The sequence below is a fragment of the Mesorhizobium sp. M7A.F.Ca.US.010.02.1.1 genome (genome assembly GCF_004023085.1).
GTDB lineage: Bacteria > Pseudomonadota > Alphaproteobacteria > Rhizobiales > Rhizobiaceae > Mesorhizobium.
In genome coordinates, this window is the sequence record NZ_RZRV01000010.1 from 85,461 (window position 1) to 105,391 (window position 19,931).

At 62.3% G+C, this 19,931-nt stretch carries 20 protein-coding genes; 2 read left to right on the forward strand and 18 right to left on the reverse strand.

Annotation, left to right across the window (positions count from 1 at the left end; genetic code table 11):
• Positions 1-2: 2 nt before the first annotated feature.
• The 8 genes from EOA19_RS13445 to EOA19_RS13480 are packed head-to-tail and all read right to left on the reverse strand — an operon-like array spanning position 3 to position 7,444.
• Positions 3-989 carry a GNAT family N-acetyltransferase gene (locus EOA19_RS13445; RefSeq protein ID WP_128303881.1) on the reverse strand — a complete coding sequence of 329 codons (987 nt, stop codon included), beginning with the start codon at positions 987-989 and terminating at the stop codon, positions 3-5.
• Positions 986-2,134, reverse strand: a complete 1,149-nt coding sequence (locus EOA19_RS13450) for a glycosyltransferase (protein WP_128303882.1) — start codon at positions 2,132-2,134, stop codon at positions 986-988. Before EOA19_RS13450 ends, EOA19_RS13445 begins: the two co-directional genes overlap by 4 nt.
• Positions 2,135-2,140: 6 nt before the next feature.
• Positions 2,141-3,073, reverse strand: coding sequence for a beta-xylosidase (locus EOA19_RS13455; protein ID WP_023809485.1), 933 nt, complete (start codon positions 3,071-3,073; stop codon positions 2,141-2,143).
• Complete coding sequence (locus EOA19_RS13460) at positions 3,066-3,827, reverse strand: TIGR04290 family methyltransferase (protein WP_128303883.1); 762 nt, start codon at positions 3,825-3,827, stop codon at positions 3,066-3,068. Before EOA19_RS13460 ends, EOA19_RS13455 begins: the two co-directional genes overlap by 8 nt.
• A 2-nt stretch (positions 3,828-3,829) precedes the next feature.
• The gene (locus tag EOA19_RS13465) at positions 3,830-4,633 is read right to left on the reverse strand and encodes a sugar phosphate nucleotidyltransferase (protein ID WP_023809483.1); all 804 of its coding nucleotides are present in this window, start codon (positions 4,631-4,633) and stop codon (positions 3,830-3,832) included.
• Entirely contained in the window at positions 4,633-5,733 is a 1,101-nt protein-coding gene (locus EOA19_RS13470; protein ID WP_128303884.1) for a glycosyltransferase, read from the reverse strand. The genes EOA19_RS13465 and EOA19_RS13470 overlap by 1 nt, the downstream gene beginning before the upstream one ends.
• Positions 5,734-5,747: 14 nt before the next feature.
• A complete protein-coding gene (locus EOA19_RS13475) occupies positions 5,748-6,344 on the reverse strand; it encodes a histidine phosphatase family protein (RefSeq protein ID WP_023809481.1) in 597 nt (198 codons plus the stop codon).
• Entirely contained in the window at positions 6,341-7,444 is a 1,104-nt protein-coding gene (locus EOA19_RS13480; RefSeq protein ID WP_128303885.1) for an inositol-3-phosphate synthase, read from the reverse strand. The genes EOA19_RS13475 and EOA19_RS13480 overlap by 4 nt, the downstream gene beginning before the upstream one ends.
• A 155-nt stretch (positions 7,445-7,599) precedes the next feature.
• On the opposite strand from EOA19_RS13480, the gene EOA19_RS13485 reads away from it, so the two are divergent.
• Positions 7,600-9,342, forward strand: a complete 1,743-nt coding sequence (locus EOA19_RS13485) for a hypothetical protein (RefSeq protein ID WP_128303886.1) — start codon at positions 7,600-7,602, stop codon at positions 9,340-9,342.
• A 9-nt stretch (positions 9,343-9,351) separates the two neighbouring features.
• Here the strand turns inward: EOA19_RS13485 and EOA19_RS13490 are convergent, their stop codons facing one another.
• The 9 genes from EOA19_RS13490 to EOA19_RS13530 all read right to left on the reverse strand — a co-directional run bounded on the left by EOA19_RS13490 (position 9,352) and on the right by EOA19_RS13530 (position 18,576).
• Complete coding sequence (locus tag EOA19_RS13490; protein ID WP_032900517.1) at positions 9,352-9,537, reverse strand: hypothetical protein; 186 nt, start codon at positions 9,535-9,537, stop codon at positions 9,352-9,354.
• Between the two features lie 94 nt (positions 9,538-9,631).
• A complete protein-coding gene (locus EOA19_RS13495; RefSeq protein WP_023809477.1) occupies positions 9,632-10,678 on the reverse strand; it encodes a UDP-glucuronic acid decarboxylase family protein in 1,047 nt (348 codons plus the stop codon).
• Positions 10,679-10,701: 23 nt separating this feature from the next.
• A complete protein-coding gene (locus tag EOA19_RS13500; protein ID WP_128303887.1) occupies positions 10,702-11,805 on the reverse strand; it encodes a glycosyltransferase in 1,104 nt (367 codons plus the stop codon).
• Entirely contained in the window at positions 11,802-12,896 is a 1,095-nt protein-coding gene (locus EOA19_RS13505) for a glycosyltransferase (RefSeq protein WP_023809476.1), read from the reverse strand. Before EOA19_RS13505 ends, EOA19_RS13500 begins: the two co-directional genes overlap by 4 nt.
• On the reverse strand, positions 12,893-14,023 hold the full coding sequence (locus EOA19_RS13510) for a glycosyltransferase (protein ID WP_128303888.1): 1,131 nt from the start codon (positions 14,021-14,023) through the stop codon (positions 12,893-12,895). Before EOA19_RS13510 ends, EOA19_RS13505 begins: the two co-directional genes overlap by 4 nt.
• 2 nt (positions 14,024-14,025) lie before the next feature.
• A complete protein-coding gene (locus tag EOA19_RS13515) occupies positions 14,026-15,126 on the reverse strand; it encodes a glycosyltransferase family 4 protein (protein WP_128303889.1) in 1,101 nt (366 codons plus the stop codon).
• Positions 15,111-16,403: a TIGR04295 family B12-binding domain-containing radical SAM protein gene (locus EOA19_RS13520; RefSeq protein WP_128303890.1), complete on the reverse strand. Its 1,293-nt coding sequence runs from the start codon at positions 16,401-16,403 to the stop codon at positions 15,111-15,113. The genes EOA19_RS13515 and EOA19_RS13520 overlap by 16 nt, the downstream gene beginning before the upstream one ends.
• Positions 16,400-17,473, reverse strand: a complete 1,074-nt coding sequence (locus EOA19_RS13525) for an NAD-dependent epimerase/dehydratase family protein (protein WP_128303891.1) — start codon at positions 17,471-17,473, stop codon at positions 16,400-16,402. Before EOA19_RS13525 ends, EOA19_RS13520 begins: the two co-directional genes overlap by 4 nt.
• On the reverse strand, positions 17,470-18,576 hold the full coding sequence (locus tag EOA19_RS13530) for an SDR family NAD(P)-dependent oxidoreductase (RefSeq protein WP_128303892.1): 1,107 nt from the start codon (positions 18,574-18,576) through the stop codon (positions 17,470-17,472). The genes EOA19_RS13525 and EOA19_RS13530 overlap by 4 nt, the downstream gene beginning before the upstream one ends.
• A gap of 212 nt (positions 18,577-18,788) precedes the next feature.
• Here EOA19_RS13530 and EOA19_RS13535 point away from each other — a divergent pair, with 212 nt between their 5' ends.
• Positions 18,789-19,061: a hypothetical protein gene (locus tag EOA19_RS13535; RefSeq protein WP_127255003.1), complete on the forward strand. Its 273-nt coding sequence runs from the start codon at positions 18,789-18,791 to the stop codon at positions 19,059-19,061.
• Positions 19,062-19,113: 52 nt separating this feature from the next.
• Here the strand turns inward: EOA19_RS13535 and EOA19_RS13540 are convergent, their stop codons facing one another.
• Positions 19,114-19,707 carry a response regulator gene (locus tag EOA19_RS13540; protein WP_164892923.1) on the reverse strand — a complete coding sequence of 198 codons (594 nt, stop codon included), beginning with the start codon at positions 19,705-19,707 and terminating at the stop codon, positions 19,114-19,116.
• Between the last annotated feature and the right edge of the window lie 224 nt (positions 19,708-19,931).

Genomic DNA, 19,931 nt, shown 5'->3' on the forward strand with positions numbered 1-19,931 from the left:
CATCAACTCCGCGTCCAGACCCTGCGCATCGTCCACCTGTCGACGGCGCCCCAGCCATATTTATAGGCCTCCTGGCCGCGCAGGAAATCGAACTCGCGCGCATCTTCGCGGATCGCTTCCGCGATTGCGTGGCCAATCAGGATCGCGCCTGGGCTCTCCTCGGCATAAGCAGGGTCGAAGCCACCGAGGTAAGCATAGGCACGGCCGCAGTGGTGAAATCCGTAATAGGCGCCGACGGTCCCGCCATCGATCGCGAACAGCCAGCATCGCACCAGACCGTGAGCATCGAGCACGGGAAGTGAGAGCCGATGGAATTGCTCGACGGCGGCGTTGGCCAACACACCGCCTCCTTGTTCGGCCCAGCGCATATTGTGCAGGCGGATCAACTGATCGAGGAAGGTTTGCGGACTGCCGCTCGCCGACGACATCGCGATCCGGCCGCATCTTGATGCGGCTTGACGCGCCCGACGCAACTGGCGTCTGCGTCTTGCGGGGACGCAGCCTGCAAGCGTTTCGTCGCCGGCGAGGGCGAGCACGGGGCAGGCGGCATGGGCGGTCGGCCAATCCATCTCGGGATGCGTCATCGCAAGGGCGACGCTGTCCTGCGGCAAGTCCGACAAGATCCATTGCACCCACCCGATCGAGAGGATCGACTCGGCGACAATGGCGACGACCTCGGCTTCGATCCCAGGGACAGCCAGAATGTCCAGGTAGTCGCTGAGCGAAATGCCGACCGGAAGCAGCTTCGAACCGGCGGTCCCATGCTCGAGATAGAGCGGCGCCAGCCCGACCAGATCGCCGCCGCGCCATACCGCGACCGTCGCCAGTTCACCGGGTGCGAATGCGTGCCACCACGGCACCAGCCAGGCGGGAGATTGAAACGGCGTCGCCGAGGGACTCTGCTGCCACAGTTTCCACCAGTGCGGCGTCAAGGCGTCGAATTGTGCGAGGTCACCGATGATTTCGCTGCGCAGCACAGCTTTACTCACGGCACCGCGGCGAAGCGCCGGCGACCACTGCCAAGCTGTGCCAGCGCCTGATAGGCGTCCATGTAAGACGAGATCATCCGTTCCAGCGAAAACCGCCGTCGCGCTTCGGCCCTGCATGTCTCGGCATCCAAGCTGGACGCCGCAAGAATGGCTTGGGCCATCTCATCGACCGTGTCGACGAGAAAGCCCGTCCTGCCGTGCTCTATGACATCGGGAAGCGCACCATTTGGAAAGGCGACCACCGGAGTACCGCAGGCGAGGGCCTCCATGGCCACAAGCGAGCTGGTCTCGGCTGCGAGGCTCGGAATGACCAGACAGCGCGCTGCGTTGAGAATGCGTCGCTTGGCGGTGAAGCCGAGCGGGCCAAGGAAGCGGCGGCGGTCATCGAGGCGAGGTTGGACCTCATCGCGAAAGTACCGCGTATGCGTTTCATAGGGATAGACCTTGCCGCCGATGACCAGCGGCACATCTGCCTGTTTGGCTGCGTCGAGCGCCAGGTGGACGCCCTTTTCCGGGCAAACCCGGCTTAGAACAAGGGCAAAGTCGCGCTTCGGCTGCAGCAGGGTCAGTGCTTCGATGTCAACGCCGTTTGGAATCGGCGCCGACAGCCTGGCGCCTGATGGCGCGGTTTTCTGCTGGTTGGGCGAGACCGCATGGAGCCAGAGGTCACCGCGCGTCGGGCGCAATGCCGCGGCCGGATACCAATCCAATGGCAGGTGGAGGGTCACCAAGGTCGGACCATCGTCGGGCAGATAAGCGTCGAAATCAATGCCGTGCAGATGAACCACGTCGATGGGCCATCGGGCGCGGGCAGCCGCGATCGCGTCGCGATGGGCCTGTTGTGCGCGGCTCTTCGCCGCCTCGTCGAGTACGCCGTTTTCGGCCGGTATTTCCACAAGCGTGCCGCTCGTTCTGGAGCCTCGGCAGCCAATGACGATAGATCGATGACCGGCCTGAACCAGTGCCCGATCGAGCATCGACAGAACCTGTTCGGCACCGCCGACAGCGTCGGGGCCGACGGGTGCGAGAGGGTAGGCGACATTGAGGACGGTGAGCGTCGCGGCCGGTCGCGTCTCGTTGCCCTGCGCCGCATCTCCACCTGTCAACGGCGTCGCGGAGCCCGGCATCTGATGCATGGGCACCATGACATTTCACGCGGCCGAGGCCCGCTGCGTGGGGAGCGAGGCGGATGTCATGCCAGGCGCATAGCGGCGGATCATGGTTGAACAGAATTCCGCGAACTCCTCCGGCACCAGGGGGGGGCTGGTGTGGTGGGGCATCATTCCGCGGTGCTGAGGTGTGAAGCAGAAGGTGACCGTCACATCGAAATCGGCGAGTGCTTCCATCTGCCGGTCGAACCAGTCCAGCGCATTCGGCCGAAAGCTGTCCGCCCAGGAAAGCCCGGTACGCATATTGGTGACACCCAGCCGCTTCATCCAGGCGACGGCATCGTCCAGCCGCGGGTCTTCGAAATGAAACCACTGCACCAGGCCCATTGCAGGTGCATGGCGCAGGAATTCCTCCAGCGCGGGCTTTGGCGTGCCGTCCTGGCGCAGCAGCCCCATATGGAAATGCCGGTAATAAGACGAGCCCTCGGCTTCGCGGTGCCGCGTCGTTGCTTCCCATTCACGCGGAAGATCATAGAGGCTGTACCACTGGATGCGTGGCGCATTGCCGAGCAGCAATTCAGCTGTGCGCTTGAGCCCCCAGACTTGGATTTCCTCGGCGCCGAAGGTCGATACGCCGACTTCGCTGACCCAGATGGGAAGGTCGGTGACGGTCGCGATCTCGCCGATCTTCTGCGGCCATTCCTGGATCTGCCACAGATTCCAGTCGAGGGGAAAGCCGTGCACAGCGACGGCATCTACATGATCCAGCACGCCGAATTCCTTCATGCGGGTGATGAACCCCGGATCTATCGGCGAGATGCCGCCGAGCACTTTGGTCAAAGCCGGGTTTTCAGATGCGATTGCGTCCGCCGACAGGATCGCCATCCTGGCAAAGCGGCTCCAATCAGGGTCGAGTTCCGGGTCCCAATGCGATTTGTTGTTGGGCTCGTTCCAGATCATCGCGGCTTCAATCATGGCGCTGTCCTTTCGAGGGGTAGACGGGACCGCCACTGGCCGGGTCGCCGGCGGCGCGGCAGAAATAGACCTCCTGCTCCGGATGCAGGACGATTTCAAATCCGGCGCTGCGCAGCATCGCTTCGGTGCAGGCGCGGTTGGGAATCCACCAGTTGGTCGGGTCATCGGCATAGCGGTGCTCGATGAAATGGAGCTTGGGAAATTCCGGCCGGTCGAACAGGTCATGCGTCCAGAAATGATAGTTCTCTTCCATCTCGGGCAGATCTGTGCTGCCGCGCTGCATGGACTGGAAGATCATCAGGTCACCGGCGACATGCTCACGGATAAGGTCGAGCGCGAGCAAGGGGTGGCGCAAGTGATAAAGCACCCCCATGAACAGCACGATATCGAATGTTTCGCGCAGGGCGCCGACGTCGTAGACCGAAAGTTTCTGGAATTCGATTTCGCAATTGGCGATCTCGGCGGCAAAGCGGGCCTGCGCCAGATAGGCCTCATCGAAATCGATGCCGAGGACACGGGCAGCACCTCGCCGTTTCATCTCGATGGAATAGAAACCGGCATTGCAGCCGATATCCAACACCGTCTTGCCTGTCAGATCCCCGGGAATGGCCTCGGCGAATTTGCGCCATTTGATCAGCGGATAATTGCCGAGAAAATGGTTGGGAGCGGTTTCGACACCCGCCAGTTCCATGTTGTGGAACCATGGGCCGAGAGCATCGATACGGCGGCGGATTTCGGCATGGGAATGCAGCATGATCAGGCTCCTTCGCCGGGAACGACAGGCACATGCGAACGGGCACCTGGCATAATCGTGGCGGTTTGGTGATGGACGGGTGCGGCGCCGTCCTCGAGCAGCCGCAGAGCCGTGCGATAGCCATTGAACGTGCCGACATCGACATAGGCGGACCCAGCCTTGACGCCGGAGGCTTGACCTCCGGCCGCAAGGTAGGCGTTGACCAACGTGCCGATATATTCGTCACGGCATTCCCGCTCGCGCCAGAGTGCCGCAAGCTGATGCAGAATCTGGCCCGGCATCTTGAACGCACCCCAAACCCAGTTCGTGCCGGCATCCTGTTGCTTGACCTGGATTTCGATCACGCGCTCGTGGTCATCGACAATGACGGCGTCGAAGAATTCCGGACGATCCACCGGGAAGAGCAGAAATGAAAGCTGATCGTCAGGCAAATGACAGAAGCCATCCTCGGGAAACCAGATCGTGTCGGGAAGGCCGACCAGGACGACCTCATTGGGCGCGACGAGAGGAGCTGCCCGAAAAATCGCATCGCAAAGCCCAACCGGGTTGGGCTGCACCACGAAGAGAGCCGCGGCGTCACCATAGCCGGCGGCGTAATATTCGAGAATGTCGGATTTGCCCGATCCAATGATGAAACAGATCTTGTCGACGCCGGCGCGCACCATCCGCCGCACCAGATACTCGCTCACGGCGCAGGGACGCTCGGTCTGCCCATCGATCCGACTGCCGACCGGCAGCAGCTCTTTGGAGAAGCCGAGCGGCTGAATGCGGCTGCCGCGCCCGGCAGCGGGCACAATGCCCAACATCAGACTGCTTCCATCATCGGTTCGCCGGGAGATCTTTGAAAGGCGTCGTTTAGAATGTGGTCCAGCTCCGCCGCGCGCCGAGCAGAGGTGTGTTCGTCGAGAACCCGTTCGCGCGCTCGGGTTTTGATGGCATCGAGTTCTCCTGCGGGTAAGGCGAGCGCCGCGACGACGTCATCGGTGTCGTGGGCCAGCAGGATCTCGCTGCCGGGTTCGAAGAAGCTGCTTAGGCCCGGCCAGGTGTCGGTTATGATCGGCACTCCACATGCCGCTGCTTCAAACAACCGGCCCGAAGGGCACCAGCCCTTTTGCGCCATCGCCTCGCGGGTGACATTCAGCGTCAGACGAGAGGATGAGAAAAACGCCGGGTGATCGGCCGGCGGAAGGTGCCTGACGAAGAAGATGTTGTCGCTCCACGGGAACTCCTGCGGGTATTGTGCGCCGCCGATGACGAAGCGCTGGTCCGGCAAGCGCGCAGCTGGGCGAACCAGCAGATTTTCGACTGCTGCCTGGCGATCTGGCGCATAGGTTCCGAGATAGGACAAATCGGCCCTGAAATCGGCTCGCGGCGCTGCCGGCCGGTGTTGGTCGGGATCGACATGCCCATAGAGCGGCACCACGTGGCGCGCACCCAGCACCGTCTTTAGCGCGTCGATCGCCGGGCCGCCTGTGTAACTCAGGACGAGATCGAAATCCGCAAGACCCTCGGGGCCGAAATAGGGTGGACGCTCACCTTGTTCGATGCGGGCAAGCGTGACTGGAGTGTCCAGATCGTAGAAGACCCGCACTCCGCGCCCTGCCTGTTGCGCCAGCCGCGAGGCGTCCACGGCGTCGGGACAATAAGAGGTGACGATCACGACATCCGATCGTTTGATCGTTTGCTCCGCGACCCGGCGGATGTCCTCCCAGTCCGGGTAGAGCACGACGTTGCCGCCGTCCAGATGATCGAGATCGCGCGTTCCGGCATAGTAGGGTGTGTCGCGTTCGAAGAAGGTAATGGACCAGCCGCGCCGGGCGAGGGCTCTGATCAGTCCCCTCCATAAAGTGGCATGGCCGTTACCCCATGAAGACGTGACGGTAAGACCGAAAATGACCATCTGCATCCGGCAAATCCTCGTCAGGCAACTTCGTTCAATCGGATCAGCTTCGCCCCCCAGTCCCCCGACACGATCGTCGTGATCGAGGCGGGATCGATGTCGAAGCGAAAGCAGTCACCGGCCGGCAAGCCAAGGACGGTGCAGACGGCGACCTTGATCACATCGGCATGGCTGACCAGGGCGACGCATTGGTTCTGATGCCGCTCGCGGACCGCGGCCATCAGCGACACAATGCGTTGCTGGACATCCTGCATGGTCTCGCCACTCGGTGTCCTTGCCTCCTGCCGCTGGTCATTCCACGCTCGCCAACTGGCGTCGCCATTCAGCTCATCGAAAGTCTTTCCCGACCAGTCGCCGAAGTCGATCTCGTCGAGTTCGGCGCAGATCGCGATGTCCCCGACACCGCAGGCTAGCGCGATTGGCAGCGCCGTCTCTCGCGTACGCTCACGCGGGCTGCACAGGATCGCGACGATAGGCTCCCGGGCCATGCGGCCGCCAAGCTGCGCTGCCTGTGCCTTGCCGGCATCGCCGAGGCAAACGCCGTCCATCCGGCCTGCAAGATAAGAGCCGACATTGTCGTGTGCCGCATGGCGGATCAGAAAGAAGGTCGTCGTCATTCTGCGGCATCGAGCAAAGGCTCGTCCTTGCCAGCGATGAACGCAAGCGTGCGCTGCCGCGCTTCGGCGTCGGTGAACTGTTCGGGAGGCGACTTCATGAAATAACTGCAGGGACCGGTCAGGGCACCGGCTATGCCGCGATCGAGCGCCAGCTTGGCGCAGCGTAACGCATCGATCACCACGCCGGCTGAATTTGGAGAATCCCAGACTTCCAGCTTGAGTTCGGCATTGAGCGGCACGCCGCCGAAAGTCGTGCCTTCCACCCTTATATAGGCCCATTTGCGATCGGTGAGCCAAGGCACATGGTCGCTCGGACCGACATGGATATTGCCCGGCTCCAGGGGAACATCGAACTGGCTGGCCACGGACTGTGTCTTCGAGATTTTCTTCGATTCCAGCCGCTCGCGTTCCAGCATGTTGAGAAAATCGGTGTTGCCGCCGAAATTCAGCTGATAGGTGCGGTCGATGCGCACGCCGCGTTCGCGAAAGAGATTGGCCAGCAACCGGTGCACGATGGTCGCGCCGACCTGGCTCTTGATATCGTCGCCGACCAGCGGCAGTCCTCGCTGCTCAAAGCGCCGGCGCCATTCCGGACGTGAGGCGATGAAAACGGGTATGCAATTGACGAAGGCGCAGCCGGCCTCGAGTGCGCATTCGGCATAGAAGCAGGTCGCCTCCTCGGAACCCACCGGCAGGTAGGAAACCAGCACGTCAGCGTTGCTGTCGCGCAGGATCTCGCTGACATTGGCAACCGGCTCCGGAGCTTCTTCAATCTCGTCACGCAAATATTTGCCGATCCCGTCCAGCGTCGGTCCGCGCTCGACGCGAACGCCGGTTGTCAACGCGTCGGCAAAGCGGAACGTGTTGTTGGGGGCGGCGTAGATCGCTTCCGCGACGTCGAGGCCAACTTTGCTCCTGGCGACATCGAATGCGCAGACAATCTCGATGTCGTCGACATGGTAGCCGCCAAGGTCGGCATGCATCAGCCCAGGGATTGGTTCGTTGCTTTTCGCGTGACGGTAAAAGGAGAGGCCCTGCACGAGGGAGGATGCGCAGTTGCCGACACCAACGATACCAACACGAACCTTTTTCGATCCCACGAACCGCCACCCTATGTTGTTCAAAGGTAAGTTCCTGGCGCCGAACCATCAGCGTGCCGGAATGTTCCTCCGCCCATCGAAAAATTGCGCGAGACAGCATGGATCGAAGCTGCATTCGATGCGTTGCCGCACGGCAAGCATTGGAAAACCGATCGATGATCGTCTACGGCGACCACAAGCAGACGCAGAACGCACAACAGCTTCGCGAAGCAGCAAGCGAAATGGCCGAAAGCCTGGATCGGATGTCTCATGGCATCCAACGCCATGCTGCATTGGTCGGACTGTTCATCAGCGTGTCGGAGCTGGTTCAGGCGCTTGCCGATGTCGATTTCGAAACTAGCGGCATCGACATCTTTTCGCCACGACAACAGCAAGGCGCCAGGTTGCTGGTCGGACTTGCGGCAGAGGTGGCGAAGTCGTGGCAAAGCGGTTTTGACGCCGGCGGTGGCATCGACCCGGGACTTCTCAAACTGCTGGCCGGGCTCGACTGCCAAGCCGAGGTTGTGACCGGCTCTGCCGAGGGTTATGCGCATTATGCGCTTTATCCCGAAAGCTATTTGGACGCGGCGCAGAAGTCGGGTCTCGATGCGAACACATGCGTGATCGGCGTCCGCAGCATTGGCCTCGGGCTGGCAGCTATGGTGGCGGCCTCGATTGGTGCGCCGGCACCATTCAGCGTTCGCCCGATCGGCCATCCCTTCCGCAGGCATATCAACGCCGATCCGCGGTCGATCGCCACTTGGATGAACAATCCATCGGCGCGTTTCGCGGTTGTCGACGAGGGTCCTGGCCTGTCCGGCAGTTCGATGCATGCCGTTGTCGTGTGGCTGCGTGAACTGGGTATCGATACGGACCGCATTCACCTGTTTCCCAGCCATTCAGGCGGCCCGGGCATCGAAGCGTCGCCGGAGGCTCGGGAGACATGGTCGCGCTGTCCGAAGCATGTGGCGACGGCGTTTGAATGCACCTTCTCCGAAAGCTCGAAAATTCCCACGTTGCGCGACTGGGTGGCCGAGGCGGTCGGCAGGCCGGAATTAAGCCTGACCGAGCTATCTGGCGGCGAGTGGCGGGCCGCCCACTACATCGACGAAGGGCGCTGGCCGCCGAGCCCACGCGGTACCGAGCGGCGCAAATTCCTTGCGTCCGCCGGGCGTGACCGCTGGCTCGTCAAATTTGCCGGCCTCGGCGAAACCGGACTGCGCAAGAAACGAGCCGCGGCGATGTTGCATGAAGCCGGGTTCGGATCGCAAGTTGTCGCGCTTTGCCATGGCTTTCTGGTTGAACGGTGGATTGACGGCACCACGATGGATCAGGCGCCGCTGCCCAAGGAAAGGCTGATCGCGGAGTTCACAAATTACCTGGCCTGGCGTGCGCTTAATCTTCGAACTTGCGAACCGGGTGCATCATTGCTTGCACTCGCGGAGATGGCTGTTTCCAATGCGTCGGAAGCCCTGGGCGAAAAACGCGCGGCGACGTTGCGCGGTTGGCTCGCGAAAAAAACTCCCGCGCATGTGCTTCAGCGGGTTGAAATCGACGGAAAGCTACAACCGTGGGAGTTTCTCGTTCGTGCCGACGGCAGGGTGCTCAAGACAGATGCTGTCGACCATTGCCGGGCACACGATTTGATCGGCTGCCAGCCGATTGAGTGGGACATTGCCGGCGCCCGTGTCGAGTACGGGCTATCCGACAGCGATGTGAGGACCCTGGTCCAAGGAATGAAGCTTGCCATCGACAACGGCCACATCGGCTTTTTCGAACCGTGCTATTTGGCATTCCAGCTCGGGCTCTGGAGCACGGCTGCGCAATCCGAAAATGGCCGGGAAAAAGCAAGGCTGGCCGCGACGGCAGACCGATATAGGATGCGACTGAGACGGTTCCTGGACGAATGCCGGGCATGATCGTTCCGATCAGTCCAGCCTTCGCAACATGTCTGCTTCCTGCTCGAGAATAGTGGCCACTTCCTCCCGCTGGAGATGCGTCATCATCAGGCTGACGCAGCACTCGAGATAGGTGATCGAGGCGCGCCGCAGATAGGCAGCCGTCTCGCGTTCGGCCATCTGGTCGATATCCCTCGCGGGTCGCTTGGGTTGCATGAGGATGATCCTCCGTATCGGGTCCTCCCGCCAAACCACAAGCTTGGGCGGATGTTCCGCACGATCTCGGGAAAGATTCGACCGCCGGCTCGCATCATGCCGGAAGGTTCTGCAGCCCGCCGGATGCGGGTCTCGCCCTTTTGGCAAAGCCTGTCATCTGATCGCCGATGCGACTGCCTTCGAGCGCCGCGAAATAATCGATCGTCAGCTTGAGCCCTTCGTTGAGGGGCACCTTCGGTGTCCAGCCGAGCAGCGCTTTTGCACGCGAAATATCGGGCTGCCTGCGCCGAGGATCGTCTTGCGGCAGCGGCAGAAATCTCAGATCCGATTTGGTGCCGGTCATCGCCTTTACCAACGCCGCCAGTCGCACGATGCTGAATTCTCCGGGATTGCCCAGGTTGACCGGCTTGCCCGGATTGGGATCGATATCCATCAGTCGCCTCAATCCATCAATCTGATCGGAGACGTAGCAGAAGGATCGCGTCTGCAAGCCGTCGCCGAAGATCGTCAGAGGACGTTTCTCGAGCGCCTGCATGATCAGGTTCGAGACGATGCGGCCGTCCGCCGGATCCATTCTCGGACCGTAGGTGTTGAAGATGCGCGCGACGCGCACGTCGGCTTTGCCGGCTCTAAGATAGTCGAAGCAAAGCGTTTCGGCGGTGCGCTTGCCCTCGTCGTAGCAGGCGCGTGGGCCGGTGCAGTTCACATGGCCAACATAGTCCTCCTTCTGAGGATGTTGCTCCGGATCGCCATACACTTCGCTCGTCGAGGCCTGTAGCAGCCGCGCGTTATTGTGGGCAGCGAGTTCAAGCAGGTTGAGCGTGCCGATCACACAGGTTCGCGTGGTGTGGATCGGGTCGGCCTGGTAACGCGGCGGCGAGGCAGCGCATGCCAGATTGAAGATACGCTCCACGGGCTCGCCGAGATCCAATGGCCGGCAGATGTCCTGCTCGATCAATCGGAAACCCGGCTGGTCCATGATCGAGATGATGTTCTCCATGCGCCCAGTCAGGAAATTGTCGGCGCAGATCACGCGCCAGCCGTCGCGGAGCAATGCTTCGCAAAGATGCGAACCGAGGAATCCCGCACCGCCGGCAACAAGCACTGCCTTTGCCCTTTGCGCGTTTCTTTTTTGTCGCATCGTCGTTTTCTCCTGTATGCCGGTCATGCTGCGCTTCCGATGTCGAAATCGAGGGCCGCCGCCCTTGGCTGTGTCAACGCCGCCACGAATTCGCGGGCCCTGGCCGCACCGGTGTGGAATGCGAGGACGCGTTCGCGGGCCCGGCGGGCCATGGCCCGGCGTGTGCGCTCGGACTCGCCGAAGAGGATCTCGACGACAGCGTCCGTTTCTCCGGCGGTGTGGATCGCCGATGCGGGAAAGAAGCTGTCGAGCCCCGGCCAGCGATCGCTGATGATGGGCGTGCCGCAAGCAGCCGCTTCGAACAGGCGCACACTGGGCGACCATCCGGCAGCGATCATGGAACTGCGTGTGACGTTCAGCGTGTAGCGCTGACGGCTGTAGAACGCGGCATGATCGGCGGGCGGCAAATGTTCGATGCGTTCGACATTGTCCGGCCAGGTGATGTCGGATGGGTATTGCGAGCCCGATACGACGAAACGGCGGTCCGGCATATGCCGTGCGGGTTCGAGCAGCAGCGCGTTCAGCGTTGCCTGCCGATCCGCGCTGTAGGTGCCGAGATAGCCGAGATCCCAGCGGATCGGATCGCCGGTCCGGTGATGCCGTTCCGGGTCGGCCGAGCAGTAGAGCGGTTCGGCTCGGCGCGCGCCGAACTCCTCCACCAGATGGCCAAGCATCGGCCCGCCGGTGAACGAGAAGTAGACATCGAAATACGGAATCTGCCGCCAGCTCAGATAATCGCAATCATCGGCCGAAAGCTGCGCCACGGTCACCGGTGTGTCGATGTCGTAGAAGCAGAAGCGCCCCTTGCAAAATGAAGCGACGATGTCGATGACCACGCGCCCTTCCGGCACGAAGGAGCCGATGACGACGATGTCGGCCTGCTCCAGGCACCGGGCGTAGTCGCGTTGCAACTCCGCAGTGGTTTCGTAGTAGCGCAAGGCGCAGAAATCCGGATCTCGCAGATCGCGGTGGTTGGCGTACCACGGCACGTCGCGCTCCAGAAAGGTCACGCGGTGGCCGAGTTCGTGCAGACCTTTCAGCAGGCCTCGAAACGTCGTGGCGTGGCCGTTTCCCCAGGACGAGGACAGCGACAGGCCGAGAAAGACGATGTTCAATTGCTTGGTCATTCCGCTGCCTCCACGGTCCCCTGCTCGAAATGACGTTTGAAGACGGCATCGGCCACGTCCGCCCGCAGCGCGTAGGTATGGTCGGCCAGCACGCGGCAAAGTGCGGCCTGGCCGATTGCTTTTGCACGACTGGAGGTCAGCGAGCGCATGATCTCGGCGACATCGCCGCCGTCGCGTGCCACCAGGATCTCCTCGCCTGGTTTCAGGAACAGTTCCACGCCCAGCCACGCGTCGGTGATGAGGCAGGCACCGGCGCCAGCCGCCTCGAAGACACGCGTGGCCGGTGAAAAACCGTTTACGGCCATGCTGTCGCGGCTGATGTTCAGCACTGCCTTGGGTGTGACGTTGAAGGCATTATGATCGCGGGTGCCAACGTGACCAAGCCAGCCGACGTTGGCGGGAAGCGGCTTGTCCCCCCAGCCAGATCCGCCGAGCAGAAAACGCTGTTTCGGAAGCTGGCTTGCGGGATCGAGGAAGAACGCTTCGACGCGTGCCTCACGATCCGGCAGCCGGTTGCCCAGGAACGCCAGATCGCAAGCGAAACGCGCATTGCTGGCGACCGGGTGATGCGTTTGGGGATCGAGCGCATTGTAGATCGGCACGCATTCGTTCGCCCCCATGGCACGGTAGGCCCAGACGACGGGGTCGCCGCCGCCATAGGTCAGCACAAGGTCGATTTCTTGCAGGGCGCCATGGAGCGGATGGTCCGGTTCGTCGCGCAGCTGGGCAAGGGTTGCTGGAGCGTCCACGTCCCAGAATACCACCAGCGCGTCGCTGCGGGCGTGGTCGAGGACGGCGCGCAGCAGCGCCTCGTCCTCGAAACCGACGCCACTCGCCTTGACGACGATGTCGGCGCTGGCGGCGCGTGCCGCGACCTGCATCAGTGCGTGCTGGGTCGCTTCATATACGACCACAGTGCACCAGTCAGGCGCCTCGATGTCGCGGTTCTTCTGCCGGTCGTAGACGTCGGGCTCATAGAAGGTGATTTCGTAGCCCAATTGGGAAAGCGCCTTCAGCAACCCGCGATAGTAAGTCGCGGCACCGTTCCAGTAGGACGACAAGAGGCTCGATCCGTAGAATGCCATCTTCATGCGGCGGCTTCCTTTGCGGTGGTCTTGTTGATGGTGTGTTCGGCTGTGCATTCCGTGAGCACGCCGAACAACTCGTCGACGCGGTGCGAGCAGGTGTGCCGCGAGCGGATGGTCTCGAGACCCGAAGTCACCAGGGAAGCCGCGAAATCCGCATCGGCCAATACCGCCCGCAGGTGTTGCCGCATTTGCGAGCCATTGTGGGCAAACAGAAAGTCGACGCCGGGCCTGAACAGCTGCTCGACATCGGACCATGGTGCTGAAATCAGCGGAATGCCGCAGGCGAGCGCCTCGAACATGCGGATCGTCGGAATTCCGGGCAAACCCTCACGATAGGGGCGCCGTGGGATGTGGACGGTGACACGATGCGCGGCGAACGCCTTCGGCACGTCGGCATTGGCGATCCATCCGTCATAGCGCAGTCCGGCGGCGGCTAGGTCCGTGAGCGCCGGCTTGGGATAGCGGACGCCGTGCACCGTGGCCTCGAGGCCGAGATCGCGGACCGGCTTGATCAGAAACTCCCTGAGTTCGACGGTTCGTTCATCGTCGCCCCAGTTTCCAATCCAGACCAGATCGGACGTGACGTGGATCTCCGGGTGCGGCTTGAACAGGCGATCGTCCGCGGCTTCATGCCAGGTGAAGACGCGCTTGCCCCAGCCGGCGCGCAGATAGCTCTCGCGCAAGGCCTCGCCAAAGGCGAGAACGCCGTCATAGTGCTCCAACCGCAGCGCCGAGATTGCCTCGGTCGCCGATACGGCCCGGTGGTGGGTGTCATGAAACAGAAGGATGAAGTTGCCGCCAGCGGCCCGGGCACGGCCGATGCGTGCGACAAGCTCCGGATCCGTCCACTCATGAACGATCACGACGTCGGCCTCAGCAATCCAGGCTTCGTGATCGAACCCGGCATCATAGGTCACCGGCATCAGTTCTGGGAAATCCTTGCGGAAGCGTTCGATGGCGAAGGGTCCCTTCTCGGCCAGCAGGTTCGAACGGCTCCAACCGTCCGCCGGCTCCAGCGCCACCGCCTGGTGCCGGCGCGCGATCAGTTCCCGCATGATACCGCGCAGGAAATGGGCATTGCCGTGGTTCCAGTCGGAAACGACCGAGTGGGTGTAGAACAGAAAGCGCATGGTCAGCGCCCCGCCATGGCCAGGGCCGCCTTGTCGTAGACGCCTCGCATGGCCGCCGCTTGCCTGACCAGTGTAAACCGGCGGCTCCGTCGCATGGCTGCCTGGCCAAGCTCCCGCCTGAATTCGGCGTCGCTGGAGAGACGATTGAGGCAGGCAGCGAGGTCGTGCGGATTGCACGCATCAAAGAACATCGCGGCCCCGTCCCATAGTTCGCGATAGGTTGCGATGTCGGAAAGCACCAGTGGCGTTGCCGACATGGCAGCTTCCAGCGCGGCCAGACCGAATGGCTCATAGATCGATGGCGACACGAAAATACCGGCGCGCGCCATCAAGGAGCGCACCTCGTGAGACGGCAGTGCTCCCAGAGGAACAGCATAGCTGAAGCTGGTATGCCCGCCGTTCGGACCGTGCATCGAACCGGCGGCAAAGACGGGCCATTGCGTCAGCGACGCGGCCTGGTCGACCACCGCCGCATTCTTGCCCTCGTCCCACCAGCGGGCCGCGGCGAAGGCGACTGGTTGACGTTTTTCGGCATTCGGGACGGGACGAGCGCCATTTGCAACAACATGCAGGCGCGCGATCGGGCCGTAGCAGGTCTCAAGCATGTCGGCGTGGCTGCGGCTCGGCGCAATGACTGCGTCGGCCCGATCCAAGCCGCGCCTGTTGCGCTCCTTCTGCCAGGCCCATGCGCCGTCCACTGTCTGTTTCCTGACGGCGTGGAACCATGTCGTCACGCAGGAATGGGAGACCACCACGGCTGGGCATGGCGCATCGAATCCCGATGCCTGCGTCGGCGCGTTGAAATGGACAAGGTCGATGGCGTGGTCGCGCATGGGCGCATGCAATTCCCGCGGCAGCGCGTCGAGGTCGCCGCCGTCGCGGGTCATCCAATCCGGCGGCGTGTTCAACCAGATCAGCGTCGTGAAAGCCTCCGCCTCCTCGGCCTGCTGCCTCGACGGTTGCGGACCGAGGCCGGCAAGCACCACGTTGTCGCCGCCGTTCACAAGTTCCCGTGCCAGATCAAGCGCATAGCGCCATACGCCGCCCACGGCATCGACGGTCATCAGGATGCGCCGCGAGCGCGGCGTCAGTGTCCGCAACATGTCGCCTCCAGTTCCGCCAGCGGCCGCGGCCGCCTCTCCTGGATGTCACTGAATTTCTGGAAGGATGCGAGGTAGTGGTCATGGGCCCGTTCCCAGGCAAGGTCGTCGGGTTCGCCCCAAAGCTCGCGGTAGCTGGGCGAACTCGGATACGGGTAAAGCGGCACAGGTTCGTTGGCCCATACGCCGTGGTCGATCAGGTGGGTTCGCCAGTGCTCGACCAGGGCGGGATCATCCTCGACCACGCCGATCAGATTGGCCTGGACGAATGGAACGTGACGTCTGGCATCGACGAGCAGCGCGGCGAGTTCCTCGGTCCCCAGCCGGCAGCGCTTGGCCAGCATTGCCCGGCCTTCGACGGTCAGGCTTTCGAGACCGGCCTCGATGGAGACGCAGCCCGCGGCGCCCAGCAATTCCAGCAGCTCGGGCTTCCACAGATCGATGCGGGTCTGTACGCCGAATTTCACGTCGCGATCGACCAAGGCTTCCAGCAACGCTTTTTGCGGCAGGAAGATCTCGTCGATGAAGTAGATGTAGCCGACACCTTGGGCAATCAGCCGATCGATCTCCGCTACCACCGCTTCATGGTTTCGACGGCGATAGGCATCACGGAAATCGATCTTGGCGCAGAAGCTGCAATTGTAGGGACAGCCGCGCGATGCCTCGACTTCCGCGCCGAACCCGACCTGACTGTCGTCAAACCTGTGATGGTGATGCGCATGGGCTGCGATCCAGTCCGCTGGCCATTCGAGTGGCGGATGATCGACAAACGAGCTGGCGTGGACGCCGCCGTTCGAAACAACCCTGGCATCCCGCAGATAAGCGGTTGAGGGCACGGCGCTCCAATCGTCGCGCCGGGCAAGTTGCTCGACGACTTCTTCGCATTCGCCGCGCACGACGATGTCGACGCCGAGCTTGCGCAAGGTCGGCGCCGGCGTTGCAGAGCCGTGCGGCCCGACCGCGACCGTGCGTCCACCGCGCCCGGCGAGACGGTTGAGGAAATCGGCCGGCACACGCAATTCCGGCGGTGCGCAGCGCCAGAACAGATAGGTCGGGGCGGTACTGACGACGGTCATAGCCGGGGCGAAATCAGCCACCCGCTCGCAGAGACCGGAATTGTCGAGCTTCTGCAACTGCCCATCCAGCATCAGCACCTCATGTCCGGCGGCTTCGAGCAGGGCCTTCGAATAGCCGAGTTCCAGCGGCAGATGCGGTTGGCGGCAGCCGAAATAAATGCTGTCGTCATACGTCCAGGACGGGTTTACCAGGGCGATTTTCATGCAACGTACCTCACGGCTTCAGGGCGAGGCTCGAGCCGATGGCGCTGCAGCCAGTCGGCGAGGTCGCGGATGCCTTCGCGCCATGAAACATGGGCCATCCAGCCAAGCGCGGTTTTGATCTTGCGGGTGTCGGCGACGAAGAAGGGCTGGTCGCCGGTGCGTTCCCCATCATGGCGGATTGAAAGATCATGGCCGGTCAGGCTACGGATTTCGCTCAACAACCTGCGCAGGCTGACCGCATTTTCCGGGCCGCCGCCAAGATTGAATGCCTGGCCTTTGGTGGTCTCGATGCGATCGAGCACGGCCCTGTAGGCGGCGACGGCATCGGAGACATGCAGGATATCGCGCACTTGCCTGCCGTCGCCGTAAATGGTGATTGGGCGCCCCGTCAGCGCGCTGAGCAGGAAGTGTGCGACCCAGCCCTGGTCCTCGGTTCCGAACTGTCGCGGTCCATAGATGCAGCTCATCCGCAGAACCGCCGTCGGCATGCCGTAAGATTTGGCATAGTCGAGCACATACTGATCCGCCGCGCCTTTGGAGCAACCGTAGGGCGTGCAGAAGTCCAGGCCCCGAGCCTCATCGATGCCGTTCGCCTGGATGACGCTGTCGCAAGGCACATAGCAATCGCCGTCCTCGCGGACCGCGACGTCGGGCAGGCTGCCATAGACCTTGTTGGTGCTGGCGAAGATCACAGGGATGCGCTCACCGCTCAGTCGCGCCGCCTCCAGAACGTTGAACGTTCCGCGAAGGTTGATGTCGAAATCCTCGCCCGGCTCGACCAAGCTTGTGGTGACGGCGGTTTGCGCGGCCAGATGGAAAATTGCCCTGGAAACCATCAAGACAGGCGCCAGTGCGTTGGCGTCTCGCACGTCGATCGTCTCCACCGTGAGGCGACCACCGTGTTTTTGCGCCAGCCATTCAAGGTTCTGCTGGACGCCCGGACGGCTGAGATTGTCGATCACCAGTACCGGCTCGCCATCCGACAACAGGCTGTCGGCGAGGTTCGATCCTATGAAGCCGCTGCCGCCGATGATGGCGATCGGCGCGTCGCGTCGATTGCGTGTGTTCATGACACCAGCCCACGTTCTTCTAGCTCGCGCTTCATGTCGGCGCCGCGGTCGACGGCGGACGTGTTACGCACCCAGGAAACGAACTCGCCGAGCGAATTCTCCAGTTGCCGCACCGGCTCGAAACCGAGCAGCTCACGGGCCTTGGAGATATCGGCGAAGCAGTTCCGGATATCGCCGGAGCGGGCTTTGCCGAGCAGTTCCGGCGAGCGGTTCGGTGTCCCCATGGCTTCGGCCAGCAATCGCGCGACTTCGCTGATCGCATACGCGCGGCCGCTGCCGATGTTGATGACATGACCCCTTGCCTGGCGTTGCTGCAGAGCAAGGCGAAAGGCGCGGGCGACGTCACGCACATGGACGAAATCGCGCTTCTGTTCGCCATCCTCGAAGATCATTGGCCGTTGGCCGTTGGCGAGACGCGAAGCGAAGTTGGCCAGCACGCCGGTATAGGGATTCGACAACGCCTGGCCGGCGCCGAAGACATTGAACAGGCGCAGCGCGACCGCATCGACGCCATAGGCCTCGCCGAAGATCAGCACGGCGCGCTCCTGGGCATATTTTGTCAGCGCATAGATGGAGGCGAGATCGACCGGCTTTTCTTCGTCCGTCGGCAGCGGCGAGAGGGCGTCTCCATCTGGCGACAGCGGGTTCCATTGCCCGCTCCTGATGTCGCTCGCCTTGCGCCGAGCATTGTCGACACGCCGGCCGTCGGACGTTGCATAGAGCCCTTCGCCATAGACGCTCATCGACGAGGCGACGACGATCCGTTCGACCGGGTGCTTGATCAGCGCCTCGAGCAGCGTTGCGGTGCCGAGATCGTTGGCGCCGACATAGCGCGCGATCTCGTACATCGATTGTCCGACGCCGACTTCCGCCGCCAGATGAATGACCGCGTCGACACCTTCCAGCGCACTGGCGACCGCCTCTCGGTCCCGGACATCGCCCTTGATCAGCTCGGTTCCAGCGGGAAGCGCGACGGCTTCGCCCGCATGCACCTGCTCCAGCAGCGCATCGAGGATGCGAACCGAATAATCCTGCTCGACGAGTTCCTGTGCGACATGCCGGCCGATGAAGCCGCAGCCTCCTGTAACCAATATGCGTTTCACGACGACTCCTCAGACAAGTAACCTCGGCGCCCCGAACTTTTCGGCAAAAGGTTTGTTCCCTTGCTTCAACAAAGTTCCTTTGGCCGGTCCCATTGGGAGCCGGCGCAGCGCGATCACCGCGCGGTGCTGGAACATTGGCGCCCCTGTGCTGTTAGGACGCCCGACAGCCCGCGTGTCCCATGTGGCAACGCCGATGATCAAAGGAGATTTCAATGTCTCAGTCGCAAACGACCACCAACCACGACGAAATTCGCAAATGGGCCGAGGAGCGGGATGGCCGGCCGGCAGTGGTGCGCACCAAAGGCGAGGGCGGCATCCTGCGGATCGACTTCGGCGAGCCCGAGGAAGCATTCGAGCCCGTCGAATGGGACGAGTTCTTCCGGATATTCGACGAAAATGATCTGGCCTTTCTGTATCAGGCCAAGACCGGTGAGGGGAAAGCCAGCCGTTTCAACAAGTTCGTCGAGCGCAATCAGAAGGGCTGATGACGCCGGTCAAATGGCCTATCTGTACGGCCAAGTTTTCTTGGAAGGCAAACTAATGCATCAGTTTTGCGCCGCGGGTTTTCGCCATCTCTTGCATGATGCCGTTGAGCCAGTTTTCAGTGGATTGACCAAGCTGTCTGCGGTCGACATCCCGGATCGCTTGCTCGAGCGTCCTCTCGACGAGCCGATCCGATGCCTCGACGTCTGCCAGCAAAAGGCGCGCCGCAAGTCGCAGTTTGGGCAAAAGCGCGAAGACGTCGTCGGAGGGGTCCGACATGGGGGTCTCCCGCCCAGATGCCTGCGGGGGAAAGAGCGCGTTGAACACCGCCTGGCTGCCCGAGGATTTCCGCAAATTGCTGGCGTAGCGGAGATGATCGGGAATGGCGATGTCGTCATCGCCACTGAAGAACACGAAGGGGACACCCCGGCGCATCAACTCATCGGCGATTGGAAACACGCGTCGGCCATTGAGATTGACGTCGAGGATTGCAGCTTCAGCCGTCCCGGTGTGTTTGGATGCCTGTTCGACGGTTGCAGCGGGACCGAGGATGATGGCGCCCATATTGCTGAAAAACCGCGCAAGATCCCCCGCCATCGTCCATTCGTCTTCGACTATCAGAATATGCAGCCCCCGCAGGTCGCGCACGTCGTCATCCTTTCTTGGAACGGAGGTTAGAATGCAGCGGATTTGCCTTCCGAATTCTGTCGTCCAAGGCCGCCTGCAACCGTCTCGTAAGCGCCAGCATGCGATCCGGGACGGCCCCAGCATGGGAACTTCCAAGCGATCCAGGCTCCCCTGATACCACCGGCGTCGGGAGTTTTATGTCAGCAGATCGTTTTGCCATTGAACCACCATTGATATCGGGTTCA

What these genes read in the sequence shown, in the direction of transcription:
- EOA19_RS13450 (WP_128303882.1), bottom strand. Translation starts at nt 2,134, where the DNA reads ATGGTGCCCATGCATCAGATGCCGGGCTCCGCGACGCCGTTGACAGGT.
- EOA19_RS13455 (WP_023809485.1), bottom strand. Translation starts at nt 3,073, where the DNA reads ATGATTGAAGCCGCGATGATCTGGAACGAGCCCAACAACAAATCGCAT.
- EOA19_RS13460 (WP_128303883.1), bottom strand. Translation starts at nt 3,827, where the DNA reads ATGCTGCATTCCCATGCCGAAATCCGCCGCCGTATCGATGCTCTCGGC.
- EOA19_RS13465 (WP_023809483.1), bottom strand. Translation starts at nt 4,633, where the DNA reads ATGTTGGGCATTGTGCCCGCTGCCGGGCGCGGCAGCCGCATTCAGCCG.
- EOA19_RS13470 (WP_128303884.1), bottom strand. Translation starts at nt 5,733, where the DNA reads ATGCAGATGGTCATTTTCGGTCTTACCGTCACGTCTTCATGGGGTAAC.
- EOA19_RS13475 (WP_023809481.1), bottom strand. Translation starts at nt 6,344, where the DNA reads ATGACGACGACCTTCTTTCTGATCCGCCATGCGGCACACGACAATGTC.
- EOA19_RS13485 (WP_128303886.1), top strand. Translation starts at nt 7,600, where the DNA reads ATGATCGTCTACGGCGACCACAAGCAGACGCAGAACGCACAACAGCTT.
- EOA19_RS13490 (WP_032900517.1), bottom strand. Translation starts at nt 9,537, where the DNA reads ATGCAACCCAAGCGACCCGCGAGGGATATCGACCAGATGGCCGAACGC.
- EOA19_RS13495 (WP_023809477.1), bottom strand. Translation starts at nt 10,678, where the DNA reads ATGCGACAAAAAAGAAACGCGCAAAGGGCAAAGGCAGTGCTTGTTGCC.
- EOA19_RS13500 (WP_128303887.1), bottom strand. Translation starts at nt 11,805, where the DNA reads ATGACCAAGCAATTGAACATCGTCTTTCTCGGCCTGTCGCTGTCCTCG.
- EOA19_RS13505 (WP_023809476.1), bottom strand. Translation starts at nt 12,896, where the DNA reads ATGAAGATGGCATTCTACGGATCGAGCCTCTTGTCGTCCTACTGGAAC.
- EOA19_RS13510 (WP_128303888.1), bottom strand. Translation starts at nt 14,023, where the DNA reads ATGCGCTTTCTGTTCTACACCCACTCGGTCGTTTCCGACTGGAACCAC.
- EOA19_RS13515 (WP_128303889.1), bottom strand. Translation starts at nt 15,126, where the DNA reads ATGTTGCGGACACTGACGCCGCGCTCGCGGCGCATCCTGATGACCGTC.
- EOA19_RS13520 (WP_128303890.1), bottom strand. Translation starts at nt 16,403, where the DNA reads ATGAAAATCGCCCTGGTAAACCCGTCCTGGACGTATGACGACAGCATT.
- EOA19_RS13525 (WP_128303891.1), bottom strand. Translation starts at nt 17,473, where the DNA reads ATGAACACACGCAATCGACGCGACGCGCCGATCGCCATCATCGGCGGC.
- EOA19_RS13535 (WP_127255003.1), top strand. Translation starts at nt 18,789, where the DNA reads ATGTCTCAGTCGCAAACGACCACCAACCACGACGAAATTCGCAAATGG.